Genomic DNA, 14,140 nt, shown 5'->3' with positions numbered 1-14,140 from the left:
AATATTTTAGAGACAAGGGGTGAATGGGATGAGGAAACTGAATCTTACCCAAAGAAAATGGCTGATCATCTTACATTTATTATTCGCAGCGATCATGTTTGGGGTATCTATTGTTTTTCTGATACTGAGTATAACCGCTGCCAATACGAATGATGCTGGTGTGCTTAAGGCTTGTTATACCATTATGCATGTACTTTCCAAGACATCTGTTCGTGCATCAACGATAGGCACAGTGGTGACAGGGATATTACTATCTGTATGGACGCAATGGGGATTGTTCAGATTTTACTGGATTATTATCAAAGAAGGGTTGACGATTCTCTCAATTTTATTGGGTCCCTTCGCTATGTATACTTTAACACTAAAAGCGGTAACGCTGACGTCTAAGGAAGGGCTAAACGCTCTATTGGATCCAGCGTTCACAGTAAACAAGTGGCAGCTCTGGATTGGCATTATCCTTCAGATTATTTCTCTTGTTTTGATGTTTGTGATTTCAGTGTTTAAACCATGGGGACAGCGAAAAATGAAAAAAGCATCGAAACATGCTTAAAGATAAAGGGGAGCAAAGACATGATCAACAAAATAGGTAAGGGAATAGGGGGATAATATAAAAATGATTCAAATGAATAATCAGGAGTGTGTAGGTAGTGAAACCTAAAAAAAGTTGGTGGGTATTATTCATTATCTCCATTGGAGTAATTATTCCTTTTGTTGCTCCTTATGTAACATTAGATCCTGCCAATAGCCGTGTATCCATTACATCCAGTGGCATGCAATTTCCCATGTTAATTGCTCATATTGTAACGGCTTGTGTCGCGTTACTATCAGGCTTTTTTCAATTCTTGGATCTTATTCGAATCAAAACACCTAAAGTCCACCGCTTACTCGGAAGAGTGTACGTGTGCAGTGTATTAATAAGCGGATTGCTTGGTCTAATATATGTTCCTTATATTGAAAATTTCTCGAAAGCTGTTTCTTTTCTGGTCTTATCGCTTATCTGGCTTTTTACCTGCTGGAAAGGATATCGTACGGCAGTAAGAAACCAATTTGCAGAACATCGTAACTGGATGATTCGTAGTTTCGGCATCACGTTGGTGGCAGTAAGCGGCCGAATAGTAGTACCAATTTTACTGTTAGCCTATTACACAATAAATGGCTTCTCCCTTCCAAGCGGGAGAGAGAAAATGGTCGAGGAAGTACTCAATGTTAATATATGGGTAGGTTTGATAGTTAATTTCTTAATCGTAGAGTGGGGAATCCTTCGTAAAGAAGTAAAGGTGTCAGGCACCATGTGAAAAATTCACATGGTGCCTGACACCTAAAAATATGAAGTAAAATTTTTAATTTTCCGATTATTTGTTGACAGAATAAATCGGGTGATGGTAATATTCTATTAAGTAATCGGATGAGTATTGTCGGAATTAAAAATTTTCAACCAAAATGTTTTCATGCTTGTTAAAAAAATAATGTTACCAGACAACTGGAGACACAACTATATGTGTTTCCTTTTTTGGTTCAAAAAATTTATAAAACTAGTCGACTATTCGGATAGAGACTTCTCGTACCAACGAGAAGTCTCTTTTTTTATCCAGATTAAAGGAGCTGATTCTAATGAAACGATTAAGAAATTCGATTCGTCTACAGTGGTCAACATGGGTGGTGCCAATTCTCGTTCTAGTTATCTGGCAAGTGTTAGGACAAATCGGGCTAATTGGCCAAGATATTTTACCCACACCGCTTGAGGTATTACAAGCATTCATTCAATTAAGTAAGGAAGGTGTTTTATGGGAAAACATGGGGGTAAGTGCTAAGAGGGCGTTTATTGGATTTATAATCGGCGGCAGTATTGGTTTTATCCTTGGTATAGCAAATGGACTATCAAGAACTTCCGAAAAACTATTAGATAGTTCGATTCAAATGGTGCGGACCATTCCTCACCTAGCCCTTATCCCGATCGTGATTTTGTGGTTTGGGATTGGCGAATCATCCAAATTGTTTCTTGTTGCACTTGGTGTGGCGTTCCCCATCTATCTTAATACCTTCCATGGCATCAGGTCTGTTGATAAGGGACTAATTGAAATGGGGAAGGTGTACGGACTTCAATCGCTTCATTTAATTATCATGGTCATTCTTCCTGGCGCGTTACCATCCATTTTGGTAGGTCTCCGCTATGCACTAGGGATCATGTGGTTGTCACTCATTGTGGCTGAAACGATATCAGCCGATTCAGGGATTGGCTATATGGCTATGAATGCAAGAGAGTTTATGCATATGGATATCGTAGTTATCAGCATTTTACTTTATGCCATTCTTGGAAAGCTTTCCGATTCCGCTGCTAAGTTTTTAGAGAAGCATTGGCTGCAATGGCACCCTAATTATAACCGTATGAAAAATAGTTAAGGTTTCTATAACTAAAAGTTTGGTGCTTTTCAAATTCGCCCATAAAAACACTAAATTCGCCCATTGAAGCCAATAATTCGCTCATTAAAACCTAAGATTCGCTCATAAAAATCAAAAATTCGCCCATAAAAAGGAAAAAGTCGATAAATACATCATAAATATCCAAAATTTAGAGAGTAATTTTCCACAAAATGTGATTCTCCTTGGGTTATAACAACATTATTTACGAAAACAAGTATTTTTATAGAAAGTGAGAGTGAACAAGATGGCAAGAAACCAAAATGGATTAAGGCTGGAGCTTACAAAAGTGGAAAAATCATTTGGTAACAACAAGGTATTGAAGGAGGTGAATCTTTCCATCAAACCAGGTGAGTTTGTGGCCATCGTAGGAAGAAGTGGATGCGGAAAAAGCACACTACTAAGACTGATCGCTGGGCTGGAATCCGTCAGTAATGGGGTTGTCCATGCAGATGAAGAGATCGTTAAACGCAATCATACGGATTCAAGAATCATGTTTCAGGATGCACGCTTACTGCCATGGAAGAAGGTCCTGACAAATGTTCAGATTGGGACGAAATCTCGGTCTAAAGAAGAAGCCAAAACCGCTTTGTCATTAGTTGGGCTCGAACATCGTGCCAATGATTGGCCGGTTGTTCTCTCTGGAGGACAACGACAGCGGATCGCGCTAGCCCGTGCCTTAGCAGGCGAACCACGCTTACTTCTGCTGGATGAACCACTTGGAGCTCTAGATGCACTGACTAGGATCGAAATGCAGCAATTGATAGAAAAATTGTGGCTTGAACAAAAATTTACGGCCATTCTGGTTACTCATGACGTGAGTGAAGCTGTTTCTTTAGCAGATCGTGTCCTTTTGATAGAAGAGGGAGAAGTAACGATGGATATTGCGATAACGCTTGACCGTCCCCGTATAAAGGATAGCAAATTTGTCTATTTTGAGAGGTTCATTCTTGATCGAGTTATGGGAGGAAAACCGTCTCACATACAGGAATCTTTGCAAAAAAAAGTTCGTACCATCTGATCGTTTAGGATTATTAAGATTAATAGATACTTACTGTTTAGAGATATCCACCACAGGGAGGTTAGTAGTCATGAGTAAACATTTAGGAATACAACAAAAGGGAGAACGGGAAGTAGAAACCGATGTATTAGTGATTGGGGGTGGACCTTCAGGGACTTGGGCGGCTATTCATGCAGCTTCAAAAGGAGCAAAGGTTATCCTCGTTGATAAGGGGTATTGTGGAACAAGTGGGGCGACAGCGCCATCTGGGACAGGAGTTTGGTATGTGAATCCAACTCCCGAGGAGCAAGAAAAAGCAATGAAAAGTAGAGAAGCGCTTGGCGGATATTTGCAGGATCGAAAATGGATGAAAAACGTATTAAATCGAACGTACCGTAATGTCAATCAGTTAGATACATGGGGATATCCTTTTCCACTAGATGATGATGGATATAAACATCGAAAAAGTCTGCAGGGGCCAGATTATATGCGGTTGATGCGGAAGCAGGTGAAAAAGGCAGGGGTTAAGATTTGGGATCATAGCCCAGCGCTTGAGCTTCTGGCGGATGAACACGGTGTTGGCGGGGCAGCAGGGATTTTTAGTGAAACGGGGGAACGCTGGAAAGTAAAGGCCGGAGCCGTAGTCATCGCTTCTGGAGGCTGTGCCTTTTTAAGTAGAGCATTGGGCACAAATGTTTTAACCGGTGACGGCTATTTACTCGCCGCAGAAGCAGGGGCTAATCTGTCGGGGATGGAATTTTCAAATGCCTATGCCATTGCTCCCGCTTTTTCATCGGTTACCAAAACCGCTTTGTATACATGGGCTAGCTTTTATTATCAGGATGGTTCCATCATTGAAGGTGCAGGTTCACAAAGAGGTCGGTCAGTGATAGCGAAAACACTGCAAACACAGCCGGTTTATGCAAGGCTTGATAAAGCAGATGAAGAAATGCAGAAATGGATGCGCCAAGCACAGCCAAATTTCTTCGTTCCTTTTGACCGCTTGAGTATTAATCCATTTACGGATCGGTTTCCTGTGACCTTGAGATTAGAAGGAACCGTTCGCGGAACAGGTGGTATCCACCTTATTAATGAGAAGTGTGAAACGAAGGTGCCAGGATTATATGCAGCTGGAGATGCGGCGACCCGAGAATTTATTTGCGGAGGATTTACGGGCGGAGGCAGCCATAATGCGGCTTGGGCGATGTCATCAGGTTCTTGGGCCGGTGAAGCTGCAGGTGAATATGCACTATACCTAGGATCAAATGCCTCAAAACGGGATGTAGCAGGTATTTCTACAACACCCATTGCAGCGGGATGGAGCAAATCAAATAAAAAAGGAACGGTATTATATGAAATTACCGAAAGTGTCCGGGCAGAAGTGACGCCTACTGAAATTAACTTATTTAGAAATGAAAAAATGCTCCAGTCGTCCTTACAGCGTCTTGACCAGATTTGGGAGGAAATTCGATTAGGTCTCCTTGCAAATGATGCAAATGTTGTGAGGGTAAGAGAATCTGCTGCTATGGCGGCAACCGCTCGCTGGATGTATTCTTCAGCCTTAGAGCGGCGAGAGACAAGGGGGATGCATAAGCGTTTAGATTATAAGGACCAAGATCCGAATTTTCACTATCGAATTCTTACTGGAGGACTGGATGAAATCTGGGTCAAACCTGATAAACCGTTGCATCAGCAGGAAGGAGTGAAAAGATGATTGAATTCATTAGTTCATCAAAATGTGTAAGCTGTGGTTTGTGTGTTTCCGTTTGTCCTACTGGTGTATTTGACCAAGAAAAAGGGAAAGTTCCTGTGATCGCCCGTAAGGATGATTGCCAGACATGCTTTATGTGTGAAATCTATTGCCCTGTAGATGCAATGTATGTCTCTCCAAATGTAGATGAAGTGACAGTAAACGAGCAGGAACTTGTAAAAAGCGGGGTTTTGGGAAGCTATCGAAGAGAAATTGGCTGGGGAAAAGGTCAGAACCCAGGGGCAGCTTCAGATGCTTCCTATAAAATGTTTCAATTAATGAGCAAATTACCAGGACATTAATGATCTAGTAGGAGGATATTTAATGAGTGTAAGCAGAAATCGTAAACCATTTATTAGAGGAGTAATGGGGTTCCTAATCGCAATTGCTTTATTGACTGTAGCTGGAGGGTGCACAAACAATGGTTCTTCTACAAACTCAAAGGAAGCTAATAAATCCCAGTCAGCTACCATACGGATTGGTTTTATTGGATCAACTAAAGACAATATTCCGGCAGGAGTAGAAGGATGGGGGATTCAACATCAATTCCTTCAGGAAAAACTGAAAAAAATCGGCATAGAAAAATTTGAATTTCATGCTTTTCCAAATGGTCCTCCCTTGAATGAAGCTATAGCAGCCGGAGAATTAGATATGGGCATTTTAGGAGATACTCCTGCAATTGTAGGGAGATCCAACGGGTTGAAAACACGTTTGATCAATCAAGCGGCTATTAACAGCAATGTCTGGTTAATCACTCCGAAAAATGGAGTGAAGTCCATTGAAGATTTAAAAGGAAAGACGGTTGCAACGCAATTAGGATCGTATATGTATCGATACTTAACTGGGGTACTCAAGGAAAAGGGCTTGGATAACGATGTTAAGATTGTCAGCATGCTTTCTAGTGATGCGGAGGCGGCTTTAGACCGAAAAGACATTGCAGCCTATGCGTTTCCAACAAACTCTGGTCCGCTGATCAAATCAAAAGGATATCCAGTCATTGATGAGGCAAAGGATCATCCAGAGTTACTGGGAAGTACCGTCACCGTTATTACCGAGGATTATTTAGCGAAGAATCCAGATTTTCTATCGATTTGGAATGAAGTCCGTAAACAATCATTAGGGGATGTATTAAAAAAACCTGACGATTTTTATCAATTCCAATCAGAACAAATTGGATATCCAGTCGATGTCATGAAAGATTCTTTGCCGCTAAGTAATTTAAAAAATGAAGCATTATCTGAGGAAGGGCTTAAGCTGTTGGATGGAACGAAAAAGTTTCTTGTGGAAGGCAAATTTGCCAAAAAAGATTTTAATTTAAATGATTGGATTGCTAAGTAAGATATGATGCTTTTTCTTTTTCTCTAAAGCTAGCAAACGATCAAAAGGAGAGGGTTGCATGGAGAATATTCTTCGTAATGCTGTAAAACAGAGAAGGAAAACATTAATGAATATCCTGCTTAATTTTAAAATATTTGACAGTGAGGAACAACTATCGAAGTTATCTTTGACAGAATTAGAAGATGAATTCAAAAGACTAAGGTCTGATAGTCATCCTCATAGTGATACGGGTTCTATTAAATGGAAGAACTAAAAATATTAATAGAATAGTTTTTAATCATTTGGCTGTGTTTGACTTGTGCGCTTCAGGCGCGTGCGGTTCGCGGGTGGTCCGGGTAGCTTCCTGGGCACTTAGCGCCGGCCTCTTGAACTCCATAGATTGGATTCTCGGTATACGTAAAGAAGGAACTCAAAAATGAGCTCCTTCTTAATCTTTATTTTTAATAGATATATAGTTTACTTCATTGCAATCCAGACACTTTTCACTTCTGTATAGTTTTCGAGTGCATAGGATCCCATTTCACGACCGATACCAGATTGTTTATATCCTCCGAATGGAGAAGCTGCATCAAAAGCATTGTAGCAGTTTACCCAAACAGTTCCGGCACGAAGCTTGTTGGCAATATAGTGGCCATTTGCAATATCGCGTGTCCACACACCAGCGGCAAGTCCATACTCGCTATTGTTAGCACGATTTATTAATTCATCCAAATCATCATATGGCATAGCAGAAATTACTGGTCCAAAGATTTCTTCCTTGGCAATCGTCATTTCATCCCGAACATCTGCAAAGATAGTAGGAGAGACGAAGTAACCTTGCTCCTGAGGCCTATCACCGCCAGCTACCAGTTGTGCCCCTTCGCTTAGCCCTTTCTCAATAAAGCCAAGTACTCGATTTTGTTGCTCGGCAGAAACAAGCGGCCCAATTTCAGTATCAGCATGAATTCCAGCCCCTTGTTTAATCTTTTTCGCATGACTTGCCATATCAGCTACAACATTATCAAACTGCTTCTTCTGTATGAACACACGGGAACCAGCACAGCAAACCTGGCCTTGGTTGAACATAACACCGTTAAGTGCACCAGGAATGGCCTTTGTTAAATCCGCATCAGGAAGAATGATGTTCGGTGACTTGCCTCCAAGTTCAAGTGTAACTCGCTTCAATGTTTTTGAAGCATTTGCCATGATTAGCTTCCCTACTTCAGTGGAACCTGTAAAAGCGATTTTATCAACTAATGGATGATCTACAAGCGGCTGGCCAGCTGTTTCTCCAAAACCAGGTACAATATTTACAACACCTGCTGGGAATCCGGCTTCTTGTATTAATTCAGCTAAGTAGAGTGCTGATAATGGTGTTTGCTCAGCTGGTTTTAAGACTACGGTACAGCCAGTTGCAAGGGCAGCTCCGAGTTTCCACATTGCCATAAGAAGAGGGAAGTTCCAAGGGATAATTTGTCCAACTACTCCTACAGCCTCATGGCGCGTATAGTTTAAGAATGGTCCATTAACTGGAATGGTTTGTCCAACAATCTTCGTACACCAGCCTGCATAATAACGCATATGTTCAACTGCCAAAGGAATGTCTGCATTGGTAGTTTCACGGATAGGTTTCCCGTTATCCAAAGTCTCTAACTGAGCTAGTTCCTCACTGTTCTCTTCCATTAGATCAGCCAGTTTATACATAAGACGGCTTCGAGAAGAGGCGCTCATTTTTGACCATGGTCCTTCATCAAAAGCTTTACGGGCAGCTTTAACAGCCAGATCAATATCAGCTGGTCCAGCTTCAAAAACACAGGCTAATACTTCACCGGTAGCAGGATTGTACGTATCAAAGGTTTTTTGAGATTGGCTTTCTACAAATTCCCCATTAATAAAAAGATTTTTTTTCCCAGTTAAGAATTTTTCCACCTTTTCTTTTAAACCAGCTGTTAGTTGACTCATAAAATCCCTCCATAAAAATAGTAGTCTATGTATTTCGTGTTGTTAAAAGATTGAGCAAACCTCGGTGATAACGCTTACTTTTCAATGGTAACATTTGGGTGATTATGAAATCAATGTATAATTTATACTAATTTTCTGATAATTATCGACACGAATCTTCAAAATAAAATTCTGTCAGTGCGATCTTATTATACGAAACCTCATGCTAGATATTGCTTCCATAATAAAAAGCAGTTAATCTTGATTAAAATAAGTTCACTTGTACTGGAGCCATTGTCATGAAAATACTAAAAGCAGCCATTTTACGAGTTCTTGCATTTATCGCTGTAATTATAATAACCATAGGTAGTTTTGTTTTAATTTCAATCATTCAAGAGGCATTGTTTATTCCGAAAGATTATCTCATCTGGATTTTCAAATCGCCCTACTCAGGTTTAGTGATTATTTTTGAGATCTATCTTTTTGGTTTTTTTTACTACCTTTTCAATAAAAATTGGAGAGAAGCCTGGAGAAAAGGGAAGATTTTTAAAAAATATAGAAAACAAGTGATTGCTGCTTTTACCGTCTTCAATCTTGTCTTGGTTTATACCATTGTTTCAGCTGTCACTGTAGTAACCAATGATCAGATTATCAATTATACGTTTTTATCTCCACAGGGCAAGGAGTATCGCTACAACGATATCGTTAAGATTAAAACGGGAGTGTATGGTAAGGGGCGAACTTCTGCATTTACTCATTCAAAAGGTAATTTCTTTTACATTATTGAATTAAATGACGGTACAAAGATTGATTTGGCTCAAGTAGGTGGAGTGAATCATGATGAGGACGAGCGTTTTGTGATTGAAAAGTTGGATAGACAATTAGTTAATATGGATATACCGAAAGAATCTAGTATGAAATACTTTGAATACACTAAAAAAGACTTAGCTAAAATTTATACGGATAAAATTCGGAACATATTAAAAAATACGAGATAAACGATGTGAAGATACGTTCCGAAATTTAAAACGTGATTTGGGGGAACAAGCCAAACATCGTTCCCCTCTATACATATTGATCTCGGCCTGATAGCATACCAAATAGCATAACGACGACAGAGACAAGGATTAGTGTGATAAGTGGAATGGTCCACATATGGGTGTAATCATACAAAAAACCAATAAACAAGGGACCAACTGCCGCAAGGATATAACCCGTTGATTGTGTCATGCCAGAAAGATCGGCAGCCTGGCCGGCACTTCTGGAGCGAAGTCCGATATAGCTTAGAGCTAGTGGAAACGTTCCGCCCAATGCAATTCCAATGAACATAATACTTACGATTAAAATAGGATAGGATGATCCCAGCAGTAATCCTCCATAACCAATCACTGAGCACATGCTTAACATGAAAGATATCCATTTTTGTGATCGATATCGTCCTGCAATCACAGGGATCAAGAAACTAGCTGGCAGACCCACAATTTGGCTAAATGACAAGAGCCAGCCTGCTGTTTCCATACTCATGCCGTGACTATGTAAGATTTCAGGTAACCAAGAAATCGTTACATAAAATAAAAAAGATTGAAATCCCATAAATATAGCGATTTGCCAGGCAAGAGGTGAACGCCAGACTTGATTAGAGCTTGGAGTCACTTTTTTGATTTCTTTTTGATTTCCTTGATTAAATTTAGAAAGAAATGCCCACACCAAGATCGCTGTTACAGCCGGAATACCCCACACGTTTAAGGCGCCCTTCCAGCCAAGGTGCATCCCCTCTGCTAAAGGAACACTGACTCCTGATGCTAGTGATGCAATTAATCCCATTGAGGTAGAATACACACTTGTCATTAATCCGAATTGCTCTGGGAATTTATCCTTTGCAATGGCCGGTAAAAGAACATTTCCAATTGCAATCCCAACTCCGATAAAAAGAGTCCCCGTGAAAAGAAAAAACGCCATGGGAATAGAACGAATGAAAATGCCGATTAAAAGAGATGTTAAACCTACTAGTAAAGCCATCTCATTTGTTATACGATTGGCGAGCTTCGGGACAAGCGGTGACATGACGGCAAAAACAATTAATGGCAAACTCATTAATAAGCCTGCACTCCAATGAGCTAGTCCCACATCCTTTTGAATCATTCCCACTAACGGTCCTACTGAGGTAATCGCGGGTCGCAAATTAAAGGCTACAAGTACAATCCCAATAACTAGCCATATGGTGTAAGTCGATTTCGAATAAATATTTGATTTAAGTAACTCCACTACTTTGACCTCCATTGTTGAACAAACTTTCTAAAGTATATCATAATTAAAGTGGAGAGTTGTAATGCAGGCTTTGAGGTTTTAAAGCACAGAAGTGAAGGGACAGCGGATTATCTGCAAATCGCAAAACTGATGAAGGAAAACCTGAAAGGAAAGCATTAAATTGAGGAGGAATGAAGAATGGCTCTAGAAATTTTGTTTGTCCTTTGGTTGGGGGTCAGACTGCCATTACGGTGATGTAGTGGGAGTCTGACCTTTTTTTGCGAATTTTACCTCTAGTTTTTCACTTAAGAACGTGGAACCTAGGACAAGCGCGCCGCCTAGCATTTGAATCAGAGTCATGCCTTCGTTTAAGAAAATCGCGGCAATAATCACAGCAGAAATCGGATCAATATAGCTGAGAACCGCAATTGTTTGTCCTTTTAGTTCTTGGATGGACGTAAAATAAAAAAAATAGGCTAAGCCGGTATGCAGAATACCAAGGATCAAAATATTAATTATCGAAGTAGAGTTTAACCCAGCAAAATTAAGATTTCCCTGCCACAGAATATAGGGAAGCAGGACTAAAACAGCCACCATTAATTGGATTAAGGTAATTTCAAAACCAGATAAATTTTTGATGAATTTGTTCATTAAAACAACGCTCGCATAAAATGCTGCTGCTATAAGGCCATAGAAAATACCTAATGTATGATTCTGTGAAGCGCTGGAACCGCCAGCACCAGGATTAACGATTAAAAACAGACCAATCATTGCCGTCACGATGCAAATAACTTTTACACTCGTCAGTTTTTCTTTCAGAACCCACGGTGCTAAAATCATCACAAATATCGGTGCGAAGTAATAGCTAATCGTCGCATTGGATATTGTCGTATAGCGATATGACTCAAAGAGAAAAATCCAGTTAAGGCCAATCGCTGCGCCTGATAAAAGAAGCAGAAGGGCATTTTCTTTTAATGCTTGATAGGATGGCTTATGTTTGACAAGGAAACTAGCAATAAGCAGAAATAGACTTCCGATGACCCCTCGTAAGAATGCAATTTCACTTGAAGATAGCTCAATCTTTTTAACAAAAACCCCGATGCTTCCAAAAATAAGCATGGTAATAATTAGTCTCAAATTCCCTTTCATGTAAATCCCCCCTCTTTCAAAATCCTTTTATAAATGACTGATTGCTCAACTGCTGATTACAGCAGGGGGCACCATCTTACTATGTTATAAACTGGAATAACGTAAAAATCAACCATAAAATAACAACAATACCTATTAAATGGTATATTAAGTATATAATGCTATTAAACTGGATAATATTAATAGTAGGAAGGGAAGTGTTGGATGATCGATTTAAAAAACATCTTAATGAGTGATTCAAAAGTATTTGAAATGAGTTTCCAACCTTCTCAAGAGCCTTTTGTGGACCTTGTGAACTTTGATAGCGAAATTATCGTGGATCCCACTTTATCTAGCAGAACTCCGTATTTCTCATTCGTCCGTCTATCAATAGCCGAGAAACTCATAGAAGCTAAAAAGTATCTTCCAGAAGTGATTCGTTTTTTCCTCAAGGAGGGATTCAGGCCTGTATCCATTCAAGAGCAAGCATTTAAAAAGAGTGTATAACGTTTCCGAAGAAGATTTGAAAAATCTTTTGCAAAGACCTAATGATAATATCTATTGAAAAAGTAATATCAAAAAGAATCCTGAAAACAAACTTCAGGGTTCTTTTTTATGTGCAGACCGTTTTCAAAGTACAAATAGAATTGTATGAAATGTAAGAATGCAATTCATATTAAAGGAAAGGAGGCATCTGGAAATGAATTTTACTTGGTTACTTGGGTTATTATTTTTATCTGAACAAGTGAATATGCCAGACAATTTATTAATCACTAACAACGGGCATCCTTTATCGGTTGTTAATTGTACTGAATTATCGATGAACTTACCTGCAATACCTATTATTAATACAGAAAAGTTAAACAAATGTATGGATCAAATTGACAAACATATTTCTAAAATGCCTAAAAATGCAATTAAAGATAAGTCCGGAAAAATTATACCTGAACATGTTGGTTACCGTTTATATCGTCAGAGCTTTACAGAAAAAGTCTTTTCTTATTATTTTAACAATGGTTCACCTAAAATAGAGGTCCCCTTACTAGCAATTTATCCAAGAGTTGACAGTGAATTACTTGGAAATATTCAAAATGAAAAAATCGGGAAATATGTAACAACCTTCAATATAACTAACAAAGAAAGAACCAATAATATTTATCTTGCAACAGAAGCTATTAATAATTTTGTTCTTTTCCCAGGTGAAATATTTTCCTTTAATAAAGTCGTTGGAAAAAGAACAGCAGGAAAAGGATACTTGCCTGCACCAGTGATCCTAAGAGGTGAATTAGCAAAAGATATTGGCGGTGGAATCTGTCAGGTATCATCTACCCTTTTTAATGCAGTAGATAATGCGGGATTAAAAGTTACTCAGCGCTTCTCACACAGCAGAAAGGTTACATACATTCCACCTGGGCGGGATGCCACTGTTAGTTGGAATGGACCAGATTTTGTTTTTGAAAATAAATACAATCAACCAATACTAATTCAATCAAGAACGGTAGGGAACAAGTTAACCGTCGAGATATATTCTTCAGATGTCATTAACTATACTCCTAAAAAAGTGCCACACCTTCCTTATGAGCAAAATCACCCACCCAAGTAAGGTTACTTGCTCCAAAACCAGTAAAGCAATATAAAGGCAAAACACTCGCCGCTATTTAGAGTGCGTTAGGAATTCAGTAAAAATAACTGCCTGTTTCTTATTATAAGAGACAGGCAGTTATTTTTTTCGGCCTTAAAGGTGAATACTAAGGATACCATTCTGATAAAATGTAAAAAAACTTCCCTTCAGTAAAAGGAGAGGCAATGATTATGAAGAAGTGTTATTGTGGAGCCATTTTGGCAGCAGCTATCTTATCTACTCTGAGTGGTTGCCAGGAAAGTAGTTTTGAAAACAATCGTCCTAACGAAAATGGAAAGGAAGTGAAAGAAACGATGATATCTTCCGTCTATGTTGATCCTGCGATTGACCTCTCAAGCGAACAAACCATTTCGGTTATTATTGAATTCAAAACTAAACCAGCTAAAGTAGCGGTTATAGAAGCAGAAGCAAAAGGGATTCCTTTAACAATGGAGGAAGCGAAGAAACATGTAGAAGAAAGTCATCTCGCCTTTCAAAAGGAACTGCACGAGTTACTAGATAAGAACCAAATCCCCTATGCTGTTCGACACAAATACACGACTGCCTTAAACGGTGTGTCGATGGAATTACCCGCAAATGAAATCCAAAGGTTAGCAGATTCCTCGGCTGTCATTTCAAGAATATCTCTCAATCGAAAAATTAAGCTAGATCCACCGATTTTACCTTTTGGACAACTGTGAAAATATAGTAGCGGTAT

15 protein-coding genes are annotated in these 14,140 nt (G+C 39.3%); 12 read left to right on the top strand and 3 right to left on the bottom strand.

What is annotated here, in order from left to right:
* Positions 1-28: 28 nt before the first annotated feature.
* The 8 genes from KW850_RS15725 (at position 29) to fbpA (ending at position 6,759) form a co-directional block, all read left to right on the top strand.
* Positions 29-550: a DUF2269 family protein gene (locus KW850_RS15725; RefSeq protein WP_218348532.1), complete on the top strand. Its 522-nt coding sequence runs from the start codon at positions 29-31 to the stop codon at positions 548-550.
* Positions 551-647: 97 nt separating this feature from the next.
* On the top strand, positions 648-1,295 hold the full coding sequence (locus KW850_RS15720; protein WP_218348531.1) for a DUF2306 domain-containing protein: 648 nt from the start codon (positions 648-650) through the stop codon (positions 1,293-1,295).
* Between the two features lie 316 nt (positions 1,296-1,611).
* The gene (ssuC, locus tag KW850_RS15715) at positions 1,612-2,400 is read left to right on the top strand and encodes an aliphatic sulfonate ABC transporter permease SsuC (RefSeq protein WP_218348530.1); all 789 of its coding nucleotides are present in this window, start codon (positions 1,612-1,614) and stop codon (positions 2,398-2,400) included.
* A gap of 265 nt (positions 2,401-2,665) precedes the next feature.
* Positions 2,666-3,439, top strand: coding sequence for an ATP-binding cassette domain-containing protein (locus KW850_RS15710; RefSeq protein ID WP_218348529.1), 774 nt, complete (start codon positions 2,666-2,668; stop codon positions 3,437-3,439).
* A gap of 70 nt (positions 3,440-3,509) precedes the next feature.
* Positions 3,510-5,132 carry an FAD-dependent oxidoreductase gene (locus KW850_RS15705; protein ID WP_218348528.1) on the top strand — a complete coding sequence of 541 codons (1,623 nt, stop codon included), beginning with the start codon at positions 3,510-3,512 and terminating at the stop codon, positions 5,130-5,132.
* Positions 5,129-5,470 carry a 4Fe-4S dicluster domain-containing protein gene (locus KW850_RS15700; protein ID WP_218348527.1) on the top strand — a complete coding sequence of 114 codons (342 nt, stop codon included), beginning with the start codon at positions 5,129-5,131 and terminating at the stop codon, positions 5,468-5,470. Before KW850_RS15705 ends, KW850_RS15700 begins: the two co-directional genes overlap by 4 nt.
* Positions 5,471-5,492: 22 nt before the next feature.
* A complete protein-coding gene (locus KW850_RS15695; RefSeq protein WP_218348526.1) occupies positions 5,493-6,506 on the top strand; it encodes an ABC transporter substrate-binding protein in 1,014 nt (337 codons plus the stop codon).
* A 58-nt stretch (positions 6,507-6,564) separates the two neighbouring features.
* Entirely contained in the window at positions 6,565-6,759 is a 195-nt protein-coding gene (gene fbpA / locus KW850_RS15690) for a Fur-regulated basic protein FbpA (protein ID WP_218348525.1), read from the top strand.
* 203 nt (positions 6,760-6,962) lie between these two features.
* On the opposite strand, the gene KW850_RS15685 is transcribed toward fbpA, so the two are convergent.
* The gene (locus KW850_RS15685) at positions 6,963-8,447 is read right to left on the bottom strand and encodes an aldehyde dehydrogenase family protein (protein ID WP_218348524.1); all 1,485 of its coding nucleotides are present in this window, start codon (positions 8,445-8,447) and stop codon (positions 6,963-6,965) included.
* Between the two features lie 278 nt (positions 8,448-8,725).
* Here KW850_RS15685 and KW850_RS15680 point away from each other — a divergent pair, with 278 nt between their 5' ends.
* On the top strand, positions 8,726-9,424 hold the full coding sequence (locus KW850_RS15680; RefSeq protein ID WP_218348523.1) for a hypothetical protein: 699 nt from the start codon (positions 8,726-8,728) through the stop codon (positions 9,422-9,424).
* Between the two features lie 67 nt (positions 9,425-9,491).
* Here KW850_RS15680 and KW850_RS15675 read toward each other — a convergent pair whose 3' ends face one another.
* Together KW850_RS15675 and KW850_RS15670 are read right to left on the bottom strand one after the other, a co-directional pair.
* On the bottom strand, positions 9,492-10,691 hold the full coding sequence (locus KW850_RS15675; RefSeq protein ID WP_308128810.1) for a CynX/NimT family MFS transporter: 1,200 nt from the start codon (positions 10,689-10,691) through the stop codon (positions 9,492-9,494).
* A 228-nt stretch (positions 10,692-10,919) separates the two neighbouring features.
* Positions 10,920-11,822: a DMT family transporter gene (locus tag KW850_RS15670; protein WP_218348521.1), complete on the bottom strand. Its 903-nt coding sequence runs from the start codon at positions 11,820-11,822 to the stop codon at positions 10,920-10,922.
* Positions 11,823-12,026: 204 nt separating this feature from the next.
* Between KW850_RS15670 and KW850_RS15665 the strand changes: the two genes are divergently transcribed.
* The 3 genes from KW850_RS15665 (at position 12,027) to KW850_RS15655 (ending at position 14,123) form a co-directional block, all read left to right on the top strand.
* Complete coding sequence (locus tag KW850_RS15665; RefSeq protein WP_218348520.1) at positions 12,027-12,308, top strand: M15 family metallopeptidase domain-containing protein; 282 nt, start codon at positions 12,027-12,029, stop codon at positions 12,306-12,308.
* Positions 12,309-12,501: 193 nt separating this feature from the next.
* Entirely contained in the window at positions 12,502-13,404 is a 903-nt protein-coding gene (locus KW850_RS15660; RefSeq protein WP_218348519.1) for a VanW family protein, read from the top strand.
* 209 nt (positions 13,405-13,613) lie between these two features.
* Positions 13,614-14,123, top strand: a complete 510-nt coding sequence (locus KW850_RS15655) for a protease inhibitor I9 family protein (protein ID WP_256358274.1) — start codon at positions 13,614-13,616, stop codon at positions 14,121-14,123.
* Positions 14,124-14,140 lie beyond the last annotated feature (17 nt).

The sequence above is a fragment of the Bacillus sp. sid0103 genome, assembly GCF_019219025.1.
Note: the sequence above shows the minus strand (reverse complement) of the source record. Positions and strands in the feature narration are given on the sequence as shown.

Coding starts and splice junctions, on each gene's coding strand:
- KW850_RS15665 (WP_218348520.1), top strand. CDS start 12,027: ATGATCGATTTAAAAAACATCTTAATGAGTGATTCAAAAGTATTTGAA.
- ssuC (WP_218348530.1), top strand. CDS start 1,612: ATGAAACGATTAAGAAATTCGATTCGTCTACAGTGGTCAACATGGGTG.
- KW850_RS15655 (WP_256358274.1), top strand. CDS start 13,614: ATGAAGAAGTGTTATTGTGGAGCCATTTTGGCAGCAGCTATCTTATCT.
- fbpA (WP_218348525.1), top strand. CDS start 6,565: ATGGAGAATATTCTTCGTAATGCTGTAAAACAGAGAAGGAAAACATTA.
- KW850_RS15660 (WP_218348519.1), top strand. CDS start 12,502: ATGAATTTTACTTGGTTACTTGGGTTATTATTTTTATCTGAACAAGTG.
- KW850_RS15670 (WP_218348521.1), bottom strand. CDS start 11,822: ATGAAAGGGAATTTGAGACTAATTATTACCATGCTTATTTTTGGAAGC.
- KW850_RS15680 (WP_218348523.1), top strand. CDS start 8,726: ATGAAAATACTAAAAGCAGCCATTTTACGAGTTCTTGCATTTATCGCT.
- KW850_RS15700 (WP_218348527.1), top strand. CDS start 5,129: ATGATTGAATTCATTAGTTCATCAAAATGTGTAAGCTGTGGTTTGTGT.
- KW850_RS15685 (WP_218348524.1), bottom strand. CDS start 8,447: ATGAGTCAACTAACAGCTGGTTTAAAAGAAAAGGTGGAAAAATTCTTA.
- KW850_RS15695 (WP_218348526.1), top strand. CDS start 5,493: ATGAGTGTAAGCAGAAATCGTAAACCATTTATTAGAGGAGTAATGGGG.
- KW850_RS15710 (WP_218348529.1), top strand. CDS start 2,666: ATGGCAAGAAACCAAAATGGATTAAGGCTGGAGCTTACAAAAGTGGAA.
- KW850_RS15705 (WP_218348528.1), top strand. CDS start 3,510: ATGAGTAAACATTTAGGAATACAACAAAAGGGAGAACGGGAAGTAGAA.
- KW850_RS15725 (WP_218348532.1), top strand. CDS start 29: ATGAGGAAACTGAATCTTACCCAAAGAAAATGGCTGATCATCTTACAT.